The 19,801-nt window shown below is 60.2% G+C and carries 16 protein-coding genes; 6 read left to right on the top strand and 10 right to left on the bottom strand.

Going from position 1 to position 19,801, the window contains the following annotated elements; genetic code table 11:
* Positions 1–52: 52 nt before the first annotated feature.
* Positions 53–1,900 (top strand): DUF2264 domain-containing protein, encoded by a 1,848-nt coding sequence (locus GGQ73_RS00345; RefSeq protein WP_183893062.1) that lies wholly within the window; start codon positions 53–55, stop codon positions 1,898–1,900.
* On the opposite strand, the gene GGQ73_RS00340 is transcribed toward GGQ73_RS00345, so the two are convergent.
* Genes GGQ73_RS00340 through kdpF form a run of 6 tightly spaced genes read right to left on the bottom strand, consistent with a single transcriptional unit; the run spans position 1,897 to position 9,749 of the window.
* The gene (locus GGQ73_RS00340) at positions 1,897–2,583 is read right to left on the bottom strand and encodes a response regulator (protein ID WP_174155813.1); all 687 of its coding nucleotides are present in this window, start codon (positions 2,581–2,583) and stop codon (positions 1,897–1,899) included. The genes GGQ73_RS00345 and GGQ73_RS00340 overlap by 4 nt on opposite strands.
* A complete protein-coding gene (locus GGQ73_RS00335) occupies positions 2,580–5,273 on the bottom strand; it encodes a sensor histidine kinase (protein WP_183893060.1) in 2,694 nt (897 codons plus the stop codon). Before GGQ73_RS00335 ends, GGQ73_RS00340 begins: the two co-directional genes overlap by 4 nt.
* A 5-nt stretch (positions 5,274–5,278) precedes the next feature.
* Positions 5,279–5,848, bottom strand: coding sequence for a potassium-transporting ATPase subunit KdpC (gene kdpC / locus GGQ73_RS00330; RefSeq protein ID WP_183893058.1), 570 nt, complete (start codon positions 5,846–5,848; stop codon positions 5,279–5,281).
* A 2-nt stretch (positions 5,849–5,850) separates the two neighbouring features.
* Complete coding sequence (kdpB, locus tag GGQ73_RS00325) at positions 5,851–7,887, bottom strand: potassium-transporting ATPase subunit KdpB (protein ID WP_174155810.1); 2,037 nt, start codon at positions 7,885–7,887, stop codon at positions 5,851–5,853.
* Positions 7,888–7,900: 13 nt separating this feature from the next.
* Entirely contained in the window at positions 7,901–9,610 is a 1,710-nt protein-coding gene (gene kdpA / locus GGQ73_RS00320) for a potassium-transporting ATPase subunit KdpA (RefSeq protein WP_183893057.1), read from the bottom strand.
* Between the two features lie 19 nt (positions 9,611–9,629).
* Positions 9,630–9,749, bottom strand: coding sequence for a K(+)-transporting ATPase subunit F (gene kdpF / locus GGQ73_RS00315; RefSeq protein WP_202049545.1), 120 nt, complete (start codon positions 9,747–9,749; stop codon positions 9,630–9,632).
* 330 nt (positions 9,750–10,079) lie between these two features.
* On the opposite strand from kdpF, the gene GGQ73_RS00310 reads away from it, so the two are divergent.
* The 5 genes from GGQ73_RS00310 to ssuD are packed head-to-tail and all read left to right on the top strand — an operon-like array spanning position 10,080 to position 15,309.
* A complete protein-coding gene (locus GGQ73_RS00310) occupies positions 10,080–11,045 on the top strand; it encodes an aliphatic sulfonate ABC transporter substrate-binding protein (RefSeq protein WP_174155808.1) in 966 nt (321 codons plus the stop codon).
* Positions 11,046–11,051: 6 nt separating this feature from the next.
* Positions 11,052–11,894 carry an ABC transporter permease gene (locus tag GGQ73_RS00305; protein ID WP_183893055.1) on the top strand — a complete coding sequence of 281 codons (843 nt, stop codon included), beginning with the start codon at positions 11,052–11,054 and terminating at the stop codon, positions 11,892–11,894.
* Positions 11,894–12,649 (top strand): ABC transporter ATP-binding protein, encoded by a 756-nt coding sequence (locus tag GGQ73_RS00300; RefSeq protein ID WP_183893745.1) that lies wholly within the window; start codon positions 11,894–11,896, stop codon positions 12,647–12,649. Before GGQ73_RS00305 ends, GGQ73_RS00300 begins: the two co-directional genes overlap by 1 nt.
* 33 nt (positions 12,650–12,682) lie before the next feature.
* Positions 12,683–14,110, top strand: coding sequence for an FAD/NAD(P)-binding protein (locus GGQ73_RS00295; RefSeq protein WP_183893053.1), 1,428 nt, complete (start codon positions 12,683–12,685; stop codon positions 14,108–14,110).
* A gap of 29 nt (positions 14,111–14,139) precedes the next feature.
* On the top strand, positions 14,140–15,309 hold the full coding sequence (ssuD, locus tag GGQ73_RS00290; protein WP_183893051.1) for an FMNH2-dependent alkanesulfonate monooxygenase: 1,170 nt from the start codon (positions 14,140–14,142) through the stop codon (positions 15,307–15,309).
* 137 nt (positions 15,310–15,446) lie between these two features.
* Here the strand turns inward: ssuD and atzF are convergent, their stop codons facing one another.
* Genes atzF through GGQ73_RS00270 form a run of 4 tightly spaced genes read right to left on the bottom strand, consistent with a single transcriptional unit; the run spans position 15,447 to position 19,801 of the window.
* Positions 15,447–17,237, bottom strand: a complete 1,791-nt coding sequence (gene atzF, locus GGQ73_RS00285) for an allophanate hydrolase (RefSeq protein ID WP_183893049.1) — start codon at positions 17,235–17,237, stop codon at positions 15,447–15,449.
* Positions 17,237–17,590, bottom strand: coding sequence for a cupin domain-containing protein (locus GGQ73_RS00280; RefSeq protein WP_183893047.1), 354 nt, complete (start codon positions 17,588–17,590; stop codon positions 17,237–17,239). The genes atzF and GGQ73_RS00280 overlap by 1 nt, the downstream gene beginning before the upstream one ends.
* Positions 17,583–18,251, bottom strand: a complete 669-nt coding sequence (locus GGQ73_RS00275; protein WP_183893045.1) for a cysteine hydrolase family protein — start codon at positions 18,249–18,251, stop codon at positions 17,583–17,585. Before GGQ73_RS00275 ends, GGQ73_RS00280 begins: the two co-directional genes overlap by 8 nt.
* Complete coding sequence (locus GGQ73_RS00270) at positions 18,251–19,801, bottom strand: ABC transporter ATP-binding protein (protein ID WP_183893043.1); 1,551 nt, start codon at positions 19,799–19,801, stop codon at positions 18,251–18,253. Before GGQ73_RS00270 ends, GGQ73_RS00275 begins: the two co-directional genes overlap by 1 nt.

Raw genomic sequence — 19,801 nt, 5'->3', positions numbered from 1 at the left:
GCGGGCCTCTCGCGACCGCCGTCTTTTATGACCTGTTTTTGAAAGACATGCCGTGCATCACGATAGCGCTAGGGACAATCCGCTTTTCAACAATCCACTGCTCACGCGGGACGATCTTGCGAAAGGGGTGATGGACCTGTTCAACCCGCTTCTGCCATATTTTTCGCAAGGAGGAGCGCGAGTGCGGTTGAGCGCGACAGGCGCGATCTTCGACTATCCCGCAGCCGAACTGGAGGGCTTCGCACGGCCGCTCTGGGGCATCGTTCCCCTGGCTGCTGGCGGATATGACTTCCCACATTGGGAACTGTACCGGCGCGGTCTGGCCAATGGCACCAACCCGGATCACGCCGAATATTGGGGCGACGTGTCCGACCGCAACCAGCGGCTTGTCGAGCTGGCAGCCATCGGTTTTGCACTGGCCATGGTGCCACAGCACATATGGGAACCATTGAGCGAGGCAGACAAGGACGTCGTTGCCGCCTATCTGCTGGCGGCGCGTGACCGCGAATTCGTTGACAACAACTGGAAGTTCTTCCGGGTTCTGATCGATCTGGGTCTGGAGCGTGTGGGTGTCGCGTTCGATACCACCAAGACGCAGGCCTATCTCGATGAACTTGAGGCTTTTGATATTGGCGACGGCTGGTATCGCGATGGGCCGGTGCGTCGGGTTGATCATTACGTGCCCTTTGCCATGCACTTCTATGGGCTGATCTACACGGTGCTTGGCAAGGGTGATGAGGAGAGGAAAGCCCGTTTGCTTCAACGCTCCAGACGCTTTGCCAACGATATCCGTCACTGGTTCGGGCCGGATGGCGCTTCGCTCGCCTTTGGCCGCAGCCAGACCTACCGCTTTGCCGCAGGGGGCTTCTGGGGCGGGCTTGCCTTTGCCGATCTGGAAGCGCTGCCGTGGAGCCAGGTCAAAGGCTATTACATGCGCCATATCAGATGGTGGTCGAAGCTGCCAATCTGTGACCGTGACGGTGTGCTATCCATCGGTTACGGCTATCCCAACCTGTTGATGAGCGAGAGCTATAACTCCCCCTGCTCGCCTTATTGGGCGCTCAAGTTCTTTCTACCCCTGGCACTACCGGCCGACCATCCGTTCTGGACGGCGCAGGAGGCTGCGGCGGAGACATTTGCCGAGCCAATCCCCTTGCCGAAACCCGGCATGGTGGCGTTCCACACGCCAGGCAATGTCGTTGTCCTCTCGTCCGGTCAGCAGCATGACAAAATGCGAGGCGCGCAGGAGAAATATTCGAAATTCGTCTATTCGACCCGCTATGCCTTCAACATCGAGGCTGACGACCGGCATTTTGCGGCGGCCAGTTTCGACGGCATGCTGGGCCTATCCGACGATGGCGTGCATTTCCGCACACGCGAGACGATGGAGGAGGCGCTCATCGCGGGCGACCATCTCTATTCCCGCTGGCGCCCATGGCGTGATGTCGTGGTCGAGACATGGCTCATTCCGCAAAACCCGTGGCATGTGAGAGTTCACCGGATCAAGACACCCTATGCGCTGGAAACATCCGAAGGCGGTTTTGCCATTGAACGCGCCGACTTCAACCGCGATACGAGCGAGATTAGCAACGGCAAGGCAGTCTGCTTTGGCCAGCAGGACACAAGCGCAATCCTCGATCTGTCGCCCGGCCCCCTTCGCGACGGTGTGGCTCATCAGGCGATTGCCAACACCAACCTCATCCATGCCCGAACTCTCGTGCCGCAGTTGCGTGGCAAGATCGCCGCTGGTGAGACGGTTCTGGTGACGGCGGCCATGGCATTGCCTTTGAACGACCAAGCCAGGGAAGCTCTCGCCAAAGCTCCGCCTGCGCCTGATCTCGCCGCGTTGGAAAGGCTCTTCAGCGCAGAGGGCAAGCGCGTGGATGCGTTCGCACTCTAATCACTGATCAGCCGATAGCCGACACCAGGTTCCGTCTGGACGATCTTCGGCTGGGCCGGATCGCGCTCGATCTTCTGGCGAAGCTGGCCGATGAAGACGCGCAGATAATGCAGGTCTTCTTCATGGGCCGGGCCCCAAACCGAGGTCAAAAGGGTGCGATGGGTGACGACGCGGCCCGCATGGTGGGCCAGCAGCGTCAAAAGGTCGTATTCCTTCGGCGTGAGGCGAATGGACTGACCGTCTCGGGACACGATGCGCTTGATCACGTCAATGACAAGGCCATCGGCCGTGACGAGCGAGGGGGCTTTGCCGGCATTTGCCCGGTGGCGCATGGCGGTTCTGATGCGGGCGGTGAGTTCGCCAATGCCGAAGGGTTTTTCGATATAGTCGTCGGCACCCAGATCGAGCGCTGCGATCTTTTCCACCTCGCGGTCGCGCGCCGACAGGATGATGATGGGAATGGTGGACCAGCCGCGAAGGCTTGATATCACCTCCTTGCCATCCATATCCGGCAGGCCGAGATCGAGAATGACGGCATCGGGTGCAGCGGTTGCCACCGCTTTCAGCGCATCCGCACCATTTTCGGCCTCGATGACATCATAGCCCGCAGCGACGAGCGCTGGGCGCAGAAAACGCCGGATCTGAGGTTCGTCATCAACGACGAGAATGCGCGCGAGTGTCATGGTGATCCCGAGTTCTGGTCTTTCTCCTCTACTGGGAAACGCATGACAATACGAGTGCCTCTCTTCCTCACCGCCGGGCTTTCGGCATGGATGCGTCCACCAAGGGCTTCTACGAAACCACGCGCGATGGAGAGGCCCAGCCCGGTGCCGGGCGAGCGGCCATCGGTCTTGGAGCGGCGGTAGAATTTCTCGAAGATGCGGTCGAGATCGACGGTAGGAATGCCTTTGCCCATATCGGTGACCGACAGGACCAGTTCTTTTCCGTCGCGACGGGCGTAAATATTGACCGGCTCGCCGCCGCCATATTTGGCGGCATTGTCCAGAAGGTTGAACAGGACCTGTTCCAGAAGCACGCTATCTCCCCGAAGAAGCGGTAAATCCGTCGCAATGCCGGTCTCGAATGTCTGCGCTGGAAAGTATTTGCGGGCGCGCTCCGTGGCGGACCGCACGACATCGCTGACGTCAACCCATTCGCGTTTGGCTTGCAGGGTGCCTGTCGAGATCCGCGTCATATCCAGCAGGTTGGCGACGAAACGGCTAAGCCGCGCACCCTCCTCCTCGATGGATTGCAGGAGGTCGTCACGGCTTTCCGGCGTCATCCGTTCGCCCAGTTCGCGCAGGCTGGTGACGGCACCGGTGATGGTGGCGAGGGGCGTGCGCAGATCATGGGAAATGGAGGAAAGGAGCGCTTCGCGATATTTCTCGCTTTCCAGACGCACGGACTGCTTGGCGCTCTCCGACGACAGGCGGGCGCGGTCGATGGCCGTCGCCGTCTGGTCGATGATGGCGGAAAACATGCGCTCGGCGTTGGAATCCAGCGCCTCGTCGCCGACTTCATAGCCGCAAACGCCGACCACACCGTGAGGGGTGGTGAGCGGCCTGAACTGGAACCGGCAATTGGGCAGAGTGCCAGTACCGGCGCCTGCCGGTTCTTTTCTCGTGTTCGCCCAACGTGCGGCGGCGACTTCGGAAATGCCCAACTCGGTGTCAGGCGGCCAGGCGGCGGCCGTTTCCAGCACATCGCCGTTTGGACGAAGAAAGACGATGTTGCGATTGATGCCCGCATGCAGCTGCGTGACCGAGGCCCACAACACCTCGTCGACATCGACGGTGCCGGACAGCTTGCGGGCGAAGTCGTAAAGCGCCTGCATGGCCGTGGCACGCGCCCGCGCCGTCTTGGCCTGCTCGCGAATGCGCGAACCGAGACTGCCCGCAAGGATCGCCGCCACCACGAAGGTGAAGAGCGCAAACACCTCATGCGGCGAAGCGATGGTGAAGGTGTAGAGCGGCGGGATGAAGAAGAAATTATAGGCGAGCGCCGACAGCATCGCCGCCATGAGGGCAGCCGCAAAACCGGCATAAACCGCGGATGTCAGCACGGAGATGAGAAACAGAAGGGAAATATTCGGGAGATAGACGATGCGGTCGATCAGCGCCCCGATCAAGGCGGCTGGCAGGACGCACATGAAAGCGATACCGAAGGGTTTGGCCAGCGTGGGAAGACGCGGCAGAACCGGCTTGGCGCGTGTGCGATGCGGCGTCTTTTCATCGGCAGTGACAAGGTGCAGGCCGATGCCGCTCGTTTCCTGCGTCAACGCGTCGGCAAGGCTGGTGCGCAACGGATTGCGCAGCCATTTTCGACAATGCGATCCGATGACAATTTGCGTGGCATGCTCTCGTTTGGCCAGCTTCATGATCTCGGTGACGAAATCGCTGCCGGTAACGCGCCGGGTTTCGGCACCCAGCTTTTCGGCAAGGCGAAACGTATCATCGATGCGCCGCAGGTCCTCGTCATCAAGGGTTTCGCGATCGGAATGGGAAATGTTGACGACCAGCCAGGGCGCATTGAGGCCAGACGCCAGACGACTGGCAACGCGAACCACTTTCTCCGACAAGGTGTCAGAGCCAATACAGACCAGGAGACGCTCGGCGGTTGCCCACGGACCCTCGATGGCGTTCTGGCGCAGATAGTCGATCATCTGATCGTCCACGCGGTCAGCGGTCCTTCGAAGTGCCAGCTCTCGAAGTGCGGTGAGATTTCCCAGACGGAAGAACCTGTCGGCGGCGCGGCGCGCGCTGGCGGGCAGGTAAACCTTGCCATCCTGCAAGCGGGTGATCAGCTCTGCAGGCGGCAGATCGACCAGCAAGACGTCATCGGCCTTTTTCAGCACCGTGTCGGGAATTCTCTCCCGTACATTGACGCCGGTGATCTGGGAAACGAGATCGGAGAGGCTTTCCAGATGCTGGATGTTGAGCGCCGTCCACACATCGATCCCGGCCTCGATGAGTTCGTCGATATCCTGATAGCGTTTCGGATGCCGGAAGCCTTCCGGGTTGGAATGCGCCAGTTCATCGACGATGATGATCGCAGGCTTTCGTGCCAGCGCGCCGTCGAGATCGAACTCCTGCAATTCCTTGCCGTGGTAGGAGACCGATAGACGTGGCAAAATCTCCAGCCCTTCCAGAAGCGCGGAGGTTTCAGTACGGCCATGGGTTTCGGCAAGCCCGACGACGATTTCGGTGCGATCGGTGCGCAATCTCTGGGCGCGGTTCAGCATCGCATAGGTTTTGCCGACACCGGGCGCGGCGCCTAGAAAAATCGTCAGCTTGCCCCGGCGGTCTTTCTCCGCCAGGGCAAGCAACGCGTCAGGATCGGGACGGTTCGTCTCGTAAGGGTCGTTTGTCGGCATTCGTATCAGCTCTTGAGCGCATCCAGCGCAAGGTTCAGCTCTAGCACATTCACGCGCGGTTCACCGACAATTCCAAGGACGGCATTCTGCGTGTGCTTGAGCAGCAGATCCTGTACCTGCGGCACGGACAACTGCCGGGCGGTTGCGACGCGATTGACCTGCGCCTGGGCAAAATCCGGCGAGATATGGGGATCGAGACCGGAGCCGGACGTGGTGACGGCATCGGCTGGAACAGCACCCGTTAGGCCCACCGTTTTGAGCCGCTCGATATCCGCAGCGACACGGTCCTTCAGCTTGGCCGATGTCGTACCGAGATTGGAGCCGGACGAGGCCGCGGCATTATAGGGATCCGGCGAGGTTGCCGAAGGACGCGGCCAGAAATAACGCTCGGAGGCGAAATTCTGGCCGATGAGAGCAGAGCCGACGACGGCTTCGCCACGACGGATGACACTGCCATTGGCCTGCTGCGGCATGACCACCTGAGCGATACCGGTGACCGCAAGCGGATAGGCAACGCCGGTAACGAGCGTCAGCAGAATGAGAACGGCAAAGGCGGGTCTGAGAAGTTTGAACATGATTACACCAGATGCAGGGCCGAAACGGCGAGATCGATTATCTTGATTCCGGCAAATGGCAGGAGCAGCCCGCCCAGACCGTAGATCAGAAGGTTACGGCGCAAAAGCGCGGCAGCGCTGGATGGCCGGTAGGCGATGCCCTTCAGCGCCAGGGGAATGAGCGCGATGATGATGAGAGCGTTGAAGATGACGGCAGAGAGAATGGCCGATTGCGGCGAGGACAGGCCCATGATGTTGAAGGCCGCAAGTGCCGGATAGGTCGTCACGAACAAGGCCGGAATGATCGCGAAATATTTGGCGACATCGTTGGCAATGGAAAACGTCGTCAGCGAACCGCGTGTCATCAGAAGCTGCTTGCCGATTTCGACGATCTCTATGAGCTTGGTCGGGCTGGAGTCGAGATCGACCATGTTGGCGGCCTCGCGCGCTGCCTGGGTGCCGCTCTGCATGGCAACGCCGACATCGGCCTGCGCCAGCGCTGGCGCATCATTGGTGCCATCGCCACACATGGCAATCAGGCGACCGCCCTGCTGTTCACGCCTGATATAGGCGAGCTTGTCCTCCGGCGTTGCTTCGGCCAGGAAGTCATCGACACCGGCTTCGGATGCGATGGCGGCGGCGGTGACCGGATTGTCGCCCGTGACCATGACGGTACGGATGCCCATGGCGCGCAGAGCGGCAAACCGTTCCTTGATGCCGGGCTTGACCACATCCTTGAGGTGGATGACGCCGAGCAGGCGCTTGCCATCAGCCACACCCAGCGGCGTGCCGCCTGATCGTGCCACACTTTCCACCGCCTGCAGAAATTCGCGCGGTGCGTCCTTGTCAGTCAGGCCGGTGAATTTCAGCACGGCATCGATGGCGCCCTTGCGCAATTGATGTGCGCCCATGTCGACGCCGGACAGGCGGGTCTGCGCGCTGAACGCAATGGTGTTGTCGACCACAGCCTTCGGGGCCTGAAGGCCGAATTCGCCGGTCGCAAGGGCCGCGATGGACCGGCCTTCGGGCGTTTCGTCCGACAGGCTGGCCAGAAGCGCGGCTTCGGCCAATTGCTGCTGCGTGACGCCGGGTGCGGGGATGAAATCCGCCGCCATACGGTTGCCGAAGGTGATCGTGCCAGTCTTGTCGAGAAGCAGCGTATCGACATCGCCTGCCGCTTCAACGGCACGTCCAGACGTGGCGATGACATTGAAGCGCACGAGCCTGTCCATACCGGCAATGCCGATGGCCGACAGCAAACCGCCGATGGTGGTGGGGATGAGGGTGACAAGCAGAGCCGCCAGAACCGTGACGGTAAGCACCGTGCCGGAGTAGCCTGCAAGACCCCAGATCGTGATAACGACAATGAGAAAGATCAGCGTCAGGCCGGAGAGCAGGATCGACAGAGCGATCTCGTTGGGGGTCTTCTGACGCTCCGCCCCTTCGATGAGCGCAATCATCCGGTCCACGAAGCTGGCGCCCTGAGGGGTGGTGATGCGGATCTTGAGCTGGTCGGACAGAACCTGCGTGCCGCCTGTTACCGCCGAGCGGTCCCCACCGGATTCGCGGATAACGGGCGCAGATTCGCCGGTGATGGCGCTTTCATTGACGGACGCGACACCCTCGATCACTTCGCCATCGCCCGGGATGAGTTCTCCGGCATCGACCACGACAACATCGCCCACCGCAAGCATGGTGGCGGGAACGTCCTGCGCCACGCCATTGGCATCGAGGCGACGGGCCGTGAGATCGGAGCGGCTGCGTTTGAGGCTTTCGGCCTGGGCGCGACCGCGACCCTCGGCAACCGCTTCGGCAAAGGTGGCGAACAGCACCGTGAACCACAGCCATGCAGCGATCTGGCCGGAGAAACCGGCCGTGCCGTGGCCCATCATGAGATCGCGGACGAAGATGATGGTCACCATGGCGGCCACCACCTCGGTCACGAAGATGACAGGTGTGCGGTAGAGTTGTCTGGGATCGAGCTTGACGAAGGCCTGCCTTATGGCGGGACCGATGATAGCTGGATCGAAAAGACCAGGTTTTTCTGGCTTTTGTGACATGAAGAGGTTTCCTTTAGAAGGTCTGACCGGCCAGCATCGCGAAATGTTCGACGATGGGTCCGAGCGCCAGAGCCGGGAAATATTGCAGCCCGCCGAGGATGATGATGATGCCGATGAGAAGGCCGACAAAGAGCGGGCCATCGGTCGGGAACGTGCCGCTGGACGCGGGAACGCGGACCTTTGCCGCCAGCGAACCGGCAATCGCCATGACGGGAATGACATAGGCGAAGCGACCCAGCAGCATGGCGAGGCCAAGCGTCGTATTGTACCAAATGGTGTTCCCGGAAAGGCCACCGAAGGCAGAACCATTGTTACCCGCAGCAGACGTGTAGGCGTACAGGATTTCCGAAAGCCCGTGCGGGCCTGCCGTGCCGATGCTCGCAACCGCCATCGGCAGCATGGCCGACACCGCTGAGAAGCCGAGGATGGCGACAGGCAGGATGAGAACGGCCAGCATGGCGCATTTCATTTCCCGTCCTTCGATCTTCTTGCCCAGAAATTCCGGCGTTCTTCCCACCATCAAACCGGCGACGAAAACGGCCAGCAGCGCAAAGACGAGCATGCCGTAGAGGCCTGAGCCGACGCCACCCGGCAAGATTTCGCCAAGCTGGATCAGGAACATGGGGACTAGGCCGCCGAGACCCGTGAAGGAGCCATGCATGCCATTGACACCGCCGTTCGACAGACCTGTGGTGACGGCTGCGTAAAGTGCCGTCATGGCCTGGCCGAAACGGACTTCCTTGCCTTCCATGTTGCCTTGCAGGGCATCGACCCCCAATGCGGTCAGAATGGAATTGCCCGACGCTTCCGCCCAGTAGATGACAGCCACACCTGAGATCAGTAGGATGGCCATGGCCGATAGCAGCACCCAGCCCTGGCGGCGGTTGCCGACCAGCTGGCCGAATGTGTAGACCAGCGCCGACGACACGCACAGCATCGCGAAGATGTTGATGTAATTCGACAAGGCGGAGGGATTTTCAAAGGGGTGAGCCGCGTTGACGTTGAAGAAACCGCCACCATTGGTGCCCAATTGCTTGATGGCCTCCTGGCTGGCGACGGGGCCGAGCGAAATGACCTGCTGAGCACCTTCCAGCGTGGTTGCGGTCACACTGGCATCCAATGTCTGAGGCACGCCGGTCCAGACGAAGACGAGTGCAACGACGATGGCCAGCGGCACCAGAACATACAATGTGGCTCTGGTCATATCGACCCAGAAATTGCCCAGCGTACTGGCCTGCGAGCGCATGAAGGCACGGGTAAAGGCCATGGCAAGCGCAATGCCCACAGCGGCCGACAGGAAGTTCTGCACGGTCAGTCCGGCCATCTGGCTAAAGTGGCTCATGGTTGCTTCACCGGCGTAGTTTTGCCAGTTGGTGTTGGTGATGAAGCTGACCGCAGTGTTGAACGCCAGATCCGGCGGCACGTTGGCAAAGCCCTGCGGATTGAGCGGCAGATAGGCCTGCAGACGCAGGATAGCATAGAGAACGAGAAAGCTTGCCAGCGAAAAGGCGAGCATGGACAGCGTATAGGCCAGCCAGTTCTGTTCCTTGTCCATACTGGTTCCGGCAACGCGGTAAATGCCGCGCTCGATGGGCTGAAGAACGGGAGACAGAAATGTTCTTTCGCCCGAAAAAACCTTCGCCATGTAAAGCCCCAGCGGTTTGACGACGCAGAGCACGGCGAGGAAAAGGAGGCTGATCTGCAGCCACCCGATGATGGTCATGGATATTCTCCCCGAAAGGTCAGAAGCGTTCGGGACGCAACAGCGTCACGACGAGGTAGACGACAAGAGCGCCGGCAACGGCCAGCGCGAGCAAAGCTTCGATCATGCCGCCCTCACAGCTGATTGAGGCCGCGTGCATAAACGGCAAAGCCGATCAGCACCGCGCAGCCGCCAAGGACAAAGACAAGGTCGGACATATGGGTTTCTCCATTTGGTTGAGAAGCGCACACTACGCCCTGTTTGCGTCAGGGTTCGATTGGGAAGATGGGACGATCACATAAGGAAAACATAAAGACCGTTGCCTGAAACCAGGACGCCGGAGCGGATCGTCCCGTGTCGGAATATTCCGCTACGCAAGCCCGCCACGGCAGGGTCGATATTTCTCCAAAGGGCGCAAATTTGAAAAGCGCGCGGATTACAAATGCCGCCGATTTGCCGGAAGCTATGTGTCTAATCTGGAGATCGAGACATGAGATCATTGATTGCGTCCGCATTGGGTGCATTGGCAGGACTGGTGGCGCTGGGCCAGGCCCATGCTGCGGACATTTCTGAAATCCGGATCGATTGGGCGACCTACAACCCGGTCAGTCTGCTTCTCAAGAGTGATGGTCTGCTGGAGAAGGAATTCGAAAAAGACGGCATCAAGATCACCTGGGTACAATCTGCCGGTTCCAACAAGGCGCTCGAATTCCTGAATGCAAGCTCGCTCGACTTCGGCTCCACGGCCGGTGCCGCCGCCCTCGCCGGTCGCATCAACGGCAACCCCATCAAATCGATCTATGTCTATTCGAAGCCTGAATGGGTGGCACTGGTGACCCGCAAAGATACCGGCATCACCAAGGTCGAGGATTTGAAAGGCAAATCGGTTGCCGCAACCCGCGGAACCGACGCCCATATCTTCCTGGTTCGGGCGCTTGCGGAAAAGGGCTTGAGCGAAAAAGACATCAAGCTGGTGCTCTTGCAGCACGCGGACGGCCGTCTGGCTTTGCAGCGCGGCGATGTGGATGCCTGGGCCGGTCTTGATCCGATCATGGCATCTGCCGAAATCGAAGATGGCGACATCCTGTTTCATCGCAATCCCGCCAATAATTCCTGGGGCGTGTTGAATGTGCGAGAAGACTTCGCAAAGGAACACCCTGCAATCGTCAAACGCGTTCTGGCCACCTACGAGCGCGCCCGCGACGAAGCCCGCAAGGACCCGGCCAAGCTGAAGGCAGCCCTTGTGGCCGCGACGAAACTGCCGGATGCCGTGATTGCGCGGCAGCTGGAGCGGACAGACCTCAGCCAATCCAAAATCGGCGACGAGCAGGCGCAAACCATCGAGGCGGCAGGTCTTGCGCTTCAAAAGGCAGGTGTCATCAAGCCGGATGTTGACGTGAAGGCAACCGTGGCAAGCCTGATCGACGCAAGCTATGCCCCAGCGGCAGGTCAGTGATATCCCATGGCCTTTCTCGATACGATGCTGCTGAAGCGGCAAGCTGACATCGACAGACCTGAAAAACGAGAGCGCCGATTGTCGCCGCTTGATCACCCTGCGGTTGGCATCGTGTTTCCGATTGTCGTCATCCTGGGATGGGAACTTCTGGTCCGCGCGGGCGTCATCGGCGGGCGGCTGATGCCACCGCCGTCGCGGATATTGGCGACGGTTCAAGAGCTTGCGACCTCAGGCGATCTCCTCACCCATATATGGGTTACCTTGCAACGTGTACTGTTGGGGTTCGCACTGGGTGCGGTGGCAGGAACAATTCTCGGCGCGCTGACCGGTTTTCTGCCGAGGGCCGCCCGAATTCTCGACCCGACCCTTCAGTCGCTGCGCGCCATCCCTTCCATCGCCTGGGTGCCTCTGTTCATTCTCTGGTTCGGTATTTTCGAAGCCTCCAAGATCGCCCTGATCGGCGTCGGCGTGTTCTTTCCGATCTATCTCGGCGTCTATGGCGCGGTCGTTGGCGTTGACAGGCGGATCGTTGAAGTCGGCCGCATCTACCGACTGTCAGGCTTGGACCTCGTGCGCCGCATTCTGCTGCCCTCCATCCTGCCCGGCTATGTGCTGGCGCTGAGGTCGGGCCTTGGTCTTGGCTGGATGTTCGTTGTCGCCGCCGAATTCATGGGTGCATCCGAGGGACTGGGATACCTCTTGGTCGATGGTCAGCAGCTTGGAAAACCAGACCAGATTCTGGCTGCGATCCTGATTTTTGCCATCGTAGGAAAGGCAACCGACAGCCTTGTTATCGGAATAACGGCTCCCTTCCTGCGCTGGCAGGACACGCATGGTGGGCCGCGATGATGATGGATATCCGCAATCTCTCCAAGGTCTACCCCAACGGCACCCACGCGCTGGAAGGATTTTCCCTCAGCGTGGACGAAGGCGAGGTCGTTGCCGTCATCGGTGGTTCCGGTTGCGGCAAGAGCACGCTTCTGCGCCTGCTATCCGGGCTGGAAAGTCCAAGCAGTGGCGAAATTCGTCTCGATAGCAAACGCCTTGTGAAGCCCGACCCTCTGGTCAACATCGTCTTTCAGGAGCCCCGGCTGTTTCCCTGGCTGACGGTTGCCGACAATATCGGCTTTGGCCTCTCCTCCCTCGACGCCGACCAACGCCGCGACCGCGTGCAGCAGGTGCTGAAGAAAATCGGTCTTGCGGGTTACGAGACACGGTGGATCAAGGAGCTTTCGGGAGGGCAGGCGCAGCGCGTCGCATTGGCGCGGGCGCTGGTTACAGAACCATCCGTGCTCCTCCTGGACGAGCCGTTCTCCGCTCTAGATGCGATGACCCGGGCCGACCTGCAGGATCATCTCGTCGATCTTTGGAGCGAGGCGGGTTCGACGCTGTTGCTTGTCACACATGATATCGAGGAAGCCATCATCATGGCAGACCGCATCATCGTCATGCGCCCCTTTCCAGGCCGGATCCTGCAGGAAGTGACTGTCGATCTGCCGCGCAAGCGCGAACGGACATCGCCGAACTTTGCGGCCTTGCGAAAGCACCTGTCCGAGCTTTTGGCCTTGTCTCTTTCCGAGACGAAACACAGTGCGAGCGCATGAGCACGACCCTTAAATTCGATGGTGGGGTGTAATATGCCGCAGGTCTCGGAGTTGCCTGTCGTCGCCGTCATCGGTGGTGGCTTTAGCGGCGCGGCTTTCGCGATGCACCTGAACGCGCTGAGCGCGTGTGACGTGCGTATCGTGGTCTATGACCCGCGCGAACGCCTGGGCTCAGGCCTCGCCTACAGCACACACGACGCAGCCCACCGCATCAACGTCCCTGCCGGACGCATGTCGGCTTACCCCGATGATCCCGAAAGCTTCCTGCGGTATCTCGCAACGACCGATGAACATGTGACCGATCCGACGCTGACCGGTCACGACGGCCTGCCTTACCCGCGCCGTCAGGTCTTTGGAGACTATATCGCCTCAGAAATCGCGCCGCTATTGGCATCGGGCGCCGTGGAACATCGCCAGGCCGAGGTTACTTCCATCGTCGCCTCGGGTCAGGACTGGGACATCCGCGATAGCAGTGGTCGCACCTTGCGAGCGCAATTCGTGGTTCTGGCTGCCAGCCATCCATCGCCTGCACTTTTGCGCCCGCTGATGCCGTTCTCAAACCACCCGAAACTGGTTGCCAATGTAACGGTGCCCGACGCCCTCGATGCGATTGCGTCAGATGATCAGGTGCTCATCCTCGGAAACGGACTGACCGCAGCCGATGTCGTCGCGTCACTGGAGAAGCGAGGCCATCGTGGCAACATCCTGTCGGTATCGCGTCGCGGTCTGCGTTCGCGTGGTCACGCACCGAATGTGCAGGAACCGTTTGGTGATTTTTCGTCTCAGCCTGCAACAAAAGCCTCGGCGCTGCTGCACAGAATCCGACGCTCGATCAACGAAGCCGAAGCTGAGGGCTTGACCTGGCATGCGGTGCTGGATGCCGTTCGCGCGCAGGCCTTTGCCATCTGGCGAGCGCTTCCCGTCGTCGAACGACGGCGCATCGTGCGCCTTGCGCGTCCGTTCTGGGATGCGCACCGTTTCCGCATTGCGCCCCAAGTGGAAGACACGCTGGATCGCGCCATTGCTGCGGGGCGTTTGAGCATCCGCGCGGCGCGGCTGAAACAGGTGGCACAAGCCGGAGATGCATTCCGCGTTACGCTGTCTACACGCGACAAGCCCGGCGTCGAAGACCACATCTTCGACGCCATCGTGGTGACGACGGGTCCCGCACACGAGCATATTCTCCAGTCCCAGCCCTTTCTGGCCGGGCTTGCAGAACAGGGTTTGATCAGCGCCTGCGAAACCGGTCTCGGCATTGCCTGCGATCTCGATGCGCGTGCGCTGGACCAAAAGGGAGAACCGATTGGGAACCTGCTGATCGCAGGGCCGCTGGCGCGGGGAACCTTCGGGGAACTGATGGGCCTGCCGCAAGTGACCGAACATGCCGTCTTCGTCGCCCGGGAAGTGGCCGACGCCGTGAGCACACATCATAAATTTCCGAAGCACATGCACGCCGTCTGACGGTTTGACTGACAATAAGGATGCCCACCATGGCCAAAACTCAGCAGCCCCTCGATTTTCTCTGGTTCATTCCGTCCTCCGGTGACGGCTCCTACCTCGGGTCGGACGATCTGGCCCGACCTTCGGACCCTGCCTATTTCCGCGAAATCGCGCAGGCGGTCAATCGCCTCGGTTATTCCGGCGTGCTCATTCCCACCGGTGTGGCATGCGAGGAGTCCTTCATTCTGGCCGCCAATCTTGCTGCCTATACCGAGAACCTCAAATTCCTCGTCGCCATCCGCCCCGGCGTCGCCTCGCCCGCCTATTATGCGCGTCTCGCGGCAACTCTGGACCGCGTTTCCAACGGTCGGCTGCTGCTCAACATCGTGGTTGGCGGCAGTGCGCAGGAACTGGCGGGCGACGGCATTTTCCTGCCGCATGACGAGCGCTACGACCATGCGGACGAATTCTTCCAGGTGTTCAACAAGCTGATCGAAACAGGAAGCGCGCATCTGGATGGCAAATATATTCAGGCCCACCATGCCGAACTTGGCCTTCCACCCGTACAGGAACCACGCCCACCGATCTATTTCGGCGGCTCATCCGATGCGGCCATCGATTTCTCGGCTGGCATCATTGACAAGTATCTCACCTGGGGAGAGCCGCCAGCACAGGTGGCCGAAAAGATCGAGAAGGTCCGCAAAGCGTCCGCTGCTGTCGGTCGAGAGGTAACCTTCGGCATTCGCCTGCATTTCATCGTGCGCGAGACGGATGAGGAAGCCTGGGAAGCGGCAGATCGCCTCATCTCCAAACTATCGGACGAAACGATTACCGCTGCACAGCAGGTGTTCCTGAAGAATTCCGACTCCGTCGGTCAAGCCCGCATGGTGGCACTTCACGGCGGACGCCGCGACAAGCTGGAAGTCTCACCAAACCTCTGGGCTGGGATTGGCCTTGTCCGCTCCGGCGCAGGCACGGCCTTGGTCGGATCGCCCAAGACCATCGCCGCACGTCTGCGTGAATACCAGGAGATCGGCATCGATACGGTCATCGCGTCAGGCTATCCTCACCTGGAAGAAGCCTACCGCGTCTCCGAACTCCTGTTCCCCGAAATTGGACTGGAAGGCCCGCGCGGCCAGATCCGCTCGTCGTTCGGCAAAACCCAGGTCTTTGGCGGCGGCGGCCATGGCGGTAACGTCAAGGTCGCCTCGGGCTCCTGAAAAGGGAGCCCGCCACGGCCCGGACTGCCGGACTCCGGACGGTCGCGCCTGTTCCTGACGGGAATCAGCTGCGACCGTCGCCATCAGGGTGGCTCCGACCCGCACACGCGGTTCGAGCTGGTCTGGCTAAGGCCATCTCAACCGGCACAATATGTGCGCCAACTTCCGTAATCCGTGATGTCCAGCGCCCCTTTTAGCGCGATCGGCTCCACAAGAAAGCCCTTTGCAGACGTCCCATCGGCCAATGACACGGTTCCGACGCCGAGTGGCGCGGGGATGGCTGCGACGAACGTGCCAAAGGCCGAAGGTGTGAGCTTCCAGATCTCAACCTCGATTTCACCGCCATCGCTTTCATCCACCCGCACCATGCCCGGCTTGGGCGGTGTCGTGCCTGAAAGGGCGTAGAGACGATAGCAATCCTGCGTCTTTGCCTGACGGCTGAACACCGCGTTCAAATCCTTGAGCTGATGGTTGAGGGGCATGCCCGAGAGATGCGCGCCGACAACGACCAGCTCAATGAGATCTTCGTCAACTTCGACCACTGGTTTGGGCGCGGCTTGCGGCCATCCGGTTGCTCCCAGTGCAAGGCCGCTGGCTTTATGAAGCTCCCGTGCAAGCGTTGCAGCCAGCCCATCCTTGCCGGATGGCGCAAGCAGCGTGACGCTTGCCGGAAGGCCATCGGTCCGCGTGCCGGTCGGCACGGCGATGCCGCACATGTCGAGCAGATTGACGAAATTCGTGTAGATGCCGAGGCGAGAATTTTCACGGATCGGTTCCGCTTCCAGGTCTGCAAGCGTGTAGTGACGCGGTGCCGTCGGCACGCAGATCACATCGACCGAAGCGATGACGGGGCTCACCTTTCTCTTAAGCGCTTGCAGGGCATAAAAGCCTTTGAAGGCGTCGGCAGCGGTGAGGTTTTTTGCGCCGTTATAGATTTTGCGTGTGACCGGATGAAAGCTTTCCTCTTTTGCATCCATGAACGCCTGCACGGCGGCGTAGCGTTCCGCGACCCACGCTCCCTCGTAGAGCAGGTTGGCCACGTCGTAGAAATCGGTGAATGGCATTTCGATAAGCGTGTGCCCAAACCGTTCCAGCGTCTTCAGGGCATCGGAATAGGCCGCCGCCATCGCCTCATCGCCGAAGAACTGCAAATCCTGCCGAGCGGGCACGCCGATCTTCAGAACCGGAGGGGCGGACCCATATCCTTTGGCTGGCAGGACTTTTGAATAGGCATCACTTTCATCATATTGCGCAGTCACAGAAAACACCGCCAGGGCATCATCCACGGTCAGGGCGAAGATGGAAACGCAATCCAGTGTGCGGCAGGCAGGCACGACGCCTGTTGTCGATAGCGCTCCGACACTCGGCTTCAAGCCAACGATGTTGTTGAGACCCGCAGGAATGCGCCCGGAGCCGGCCGTATCTGTGCCCAACGCGAAGCTGACGATACCGTGAGCCGTGGCAACTGCTGATCCGGATGACGACCCGCCCGGAACGAGCGATGGGTCGATGGCATTTTTGGGAATGGGATAAGGTGAGCGAACGCCAACGAGACCGGTCGCGAACTGATCGAGATTGGTTTTGCCGATGACGATGGCGCCAGCGTCTTTCAGCAGCCGAACGACGGTCGCATCCTTGTCCGGATGATAGGCATAGTCGGGGCACCCCGCCGTGGTCGGCATGCCCAAGACATCGATGTTGTCCTTGACGGCAAAGGGGACACCGAAGAGCGGCTTGTCCGGATCGTACTCACCCAGCCTGGCCGCCTCTAAAAGCAGAGCCTGCTTGTCCGCGATATGGATGAAAATGCCGGGATCGTTTATCTCGGACATGCGGGCAAAAACCGTCTCCACGATGTCGGCAACGCGGCCACCCTGTTTGTAGAACGTCTGCAACGCGCTGATATCCAGCGAAGGTATCGTTTGCATCAAGCCATATCCTGTTTCAATATTGTCACCGGCCGATCCCATTGGATCAGCACCACACATCCCGTTGCGCTCCAAACGGAGTGCTCGGAACCCTGTTGGTTGACGATGTAACTGCCGCAATCATAGTCGCCGGTCTCGTCCGACTGGATGCCATCAAGCACCAGAATGGTCTCGAGGCCTTCGTGGCGATGAAGCGGCACGGTTGCGCCCGGCTCATATTTCAGAAGCGCTACGCCCGGCTGCTCCCCCTCGAAGCGGCGGATCCAGTGGATCGTCACGCCATCGCGAAAGGCTTCGAACGGCAGTTCCCTCCATCCGCCCGATGTCAGTGATGACCGTGTTGTTTCAGGCATCGGCTATCCCTTCCAGAATGTCGTTAATTCTCGCTGTCCAGCCGACGATGGCGCCCTGAGCGCGGATCATTGCGATCGCAGCCGCCTTGAAGTCGGGGAAATAGCTTTCAGTCGCATCTTCCGCCAGAAGGCACTCGAAACCCCTGTCGTTCGCTTCACGCATCGTCGTCTGCACGCAGACCTCCGTCGTCACTCCGGCAAAAACAAGCTGGGTGACACCCTTCGATCTGAGTACATCGTCCAGATTCGTCGCATAAAACGCCCCTTTTCCAGGTTTTTCGATCACCACTTCACCCTCAATCGGTGCCAGTTCCGGCAGGATGGCGGTGCCCGGTTCACCGGAAATCAGGATCCGCCCCAGCGGGCCGTGATCTCCAATTCTCAGCGAGGGATTTCCGCGATCGCGCTTGGCTCTCGGTAGATCGGAGAGGTCTGGCCGGTGGCATTCCATCGTGTGAATGACGGGAAGGCCAGCTGCGCGGAACCCCTCGATCAGACGTTTGACGTCCGGGACGATCTTGGCGATCGCGCTCACATCGTTGCCGAGGCTAGCCCCGAAGCCTCCAGGCTCTGCAAAATCGCGCTGCATGTCGATGACGATAAGGGCCACTTCGCCGCGTCGCGCGGGAAAAGCGAAAGGTTCGGCTTTGATATCGACCATCAGTGATGTCCCGCCATGTGAGCGCCGATGACAGCCGTATCTGCACCACGCGCCGGTGTTTCATAGACCAGCTTGCCTTCCGAAATGACCAGGATGCGATCCGACATTTCCAGCAACTCATCGAGATCTTCCGACAACAGCAACACGGCGGTTCCGGCATTGCGCGCCTTCATGATGCGCGCACGGATTTCGGCCACGGCCGAAAAATCGAGTCCAAAGCAGGGATTGGAAACGATCAGAAGGTCGACATCACCGCTCAGTTCACGCGCCAGAACAGCGCGCTGGACATTGCCGCCCGAGAGTGCGGCGATGGGCGAAGAGGAGGACGCGGTCTTCACCTTGAAATCGGAAATGAGTGCGGTCGCTTTCTTGCGCATGTCGCCCCTGTTCAGCCACAGCGCGATCTTGCCACTGGCTTTCAGATCGAAGCTTCGAAACGCCAGATTTTCGCTGACGGTCATTTTCGGAGCGCAAGCATTCTGCAACGGCTCTTCGGGAATGAAGCGGACATTGTTCTTGCGGGTCTCAGCGCGTGTCGCACCGTAAGGATGGCCGTTGACGATGACGCGACCGGTCGTGGTCGGCCGCTGCCCGGCCAGAATTTCGCCAAGCTCCTTTTGCCCGTTACCTGAAATGCCAGCGATGCCGACGATTTCGCCAGAGTGAACGGTCAGATCGCCGATGTCGATGGTTTTCAACCCCGAACTATCGGGTGCACTGACGCCCTCGACCTTCAGCACGGGTTTAGCCCCTTCACGGACCGGTAGTCGGCTGTCGAGTTCGGCCAGCTTCACATCGCCGATCATCATTTTCGCCATATCGGCTTTGGACAGATCGCCAATCTTGCCGCTTCCGACCAGCTTGCCGCGTCGCAGGATGGAAACGGAATCGGCAAATTTCGTGACCTCATGGAATTTGTGGCTGATCATCAGAACGGTCAATTCGCCCCGTTCGGTCATTGCGCGCACGAGGCCCAGCGTCTCGTCCGCTTCTGCCGGTGTCAGAACCGACGTCGGTTCGTCCAGCACCAGAAAGGATCGACCGAGATAGAGCTGCTTGACGATTTCCAGCTTCTGCTTCTCACCGGCGGCAAGCTCGCTCACCGGGCGCTCCAGCGGAATGTGGAAGGGCATGCGCTCCATGAAGGCGGCCAGATCTCGCCGCTCTTTCGCCCAGTTGATGACCGCAGGCACTTCTGCCCTGCTGATGACGAGATTTTCGGCACCGGTCAGCGATGGCACAAGCGTGAAATGCTGGTAGACCATGCCCAGCCCATAGGCAGCGGCATCCTTGGGCGAAACGATGGAGACCTCGCGGCCATTGACGGACAACGAGCCTGACGTGGCGTGGTAGAAACCCATGATGCACTTGACCAGCGTCGACTTGCCCGCGCCGTTTTCACCCAGAAGCGCATGGAAGCTGCCCGCCGGAATATCGATCGAAACGTTGTCGAGCGCGGTGAAACTGCCAAAGCGCATCGTTACGCCAAGGGTCTGGATGCCAACGGCGCGGCCAGCCGGCGGAAGGGGCGTATCGCGAATGACGCTCAA

Origin of the sequence: Rhizobium skierniewicense (genome assembly GCF_014196515.1) — a bacterium.
Lineage (GTDB): Bacteria > Pseudomonadota > Alphaproteobacteria > Rhizobiales > Rhizobiaceae > Agrobacterium > Agrobacterium skierniewicense.
This window is presented reverse-complemented; position numbering and strand designations above follow the sequence as displayed.

What these genes read in the sequence shown, in the direction of transcription:
- kdpC (WP_183893058.1), bottom strand. Translation starts at nt 5,848, where the DNA reads ATGTTCAAACTTCTCAGACCCGCCTTTGCCGTTCTCATTCTGCTGACG.
- atzF (WP_183893049.1), bottom strand. Translation starts at nt 17,237, where the DNA reads ATGCAAACGATACCTTCGCTGGATATCAGCGCGTTGCAGACGTTCTAC.
- kdpA (WP_183893057.1), bottom strand. Translation starts at nt 9,610, where the DNA reads ATGACCATCATCGGGTGGCTGCAGATCAGCCTCCTTTTCCTCGCCGTG.
- kdpB (WP_174155810.1), bottom strand. Translation starts at nt 7,887, where the DNA reads ATGTCACAAAAGCCAGAAAAACCTGGTCTTTTCGATCCAGCTATCATC.
- GGQ73_RS00300 (WP_183893745.1), top strand. Translation starts at nt 11,894, where the DNA reads ATGATGGATATCCGCAATCTCTCCAAGGTCTACCCCAACGGCACCCAC.
- GGQ73_RS00335 (WP_183893060.1), bottom strand. Translation starts at nt 5,273, where the DNA reads ATGCCGACAAACGACCCTTACGAGACGAACCGTCCCGATCCTGACGCG.
- GGQ73_RS00305 (WP_183893055.1), top strand. Translation starts at nt 11,052, where the DNA reads ATGGCCTTTCTCGATACGATGCTGCTGAAGCGGCAAGCTGACATCGAC.
- GGQ73_RS00340 (WP_174155813.1), bottom strand. Translation starts at nt 2,583, where the DNA reads ATGACACTCGCGCGCATTCTCGTCGTTGATGACGAACCTCAGATCCGG.
- GGQ73_RS00275 (WP_183893045.1), bottom strand. Translation starts at nt 18,251, where the DNA reads ATGGTCGATATCAAAGCCGAACCTTTCGCTTTTCCCGCGCGACGCGGC.
- GGQ73_RS00295 (WP_183893053.1), top strand. Translation starts at nt 12,683, where the DNA reads ATGCCGCAGGTCTCGGAGTTGCCTGTCGTCGCCGTCATCGGTGGTGGC.
- GGQ73_RS00310 (WP_174155808.1), top strand. Translation starts at nt 10,080, where the DNA reads ATGAGATCATTGATTGCGTCCGCATTGGGTGCATTGGCAGGACTGGTG.
- kdpF (WP_202049545.1), bottom strand. Translation starts at nt 9,749, where the DNA reads ATGCACGCGGCCTCAATCAGCTGTGAGGGCGGCATGATCGAAGCTTTG.
- GGQ73_RS00280 (WP_183893047.1), bottom strand. Translation starts at nt 17,590, where the DNA reads ATGCCTGAAACAACACGGTCATCACTGACATCGGGCGGATGGAGGGAA.
- ssuD (WP_183893051.1), top strand. Translation starts at nt 14,140, where the DNA reads ATGGCCAAAACTCAGCAGCCCCTCGATTTTCTCTGGTTCATTCCGTCC.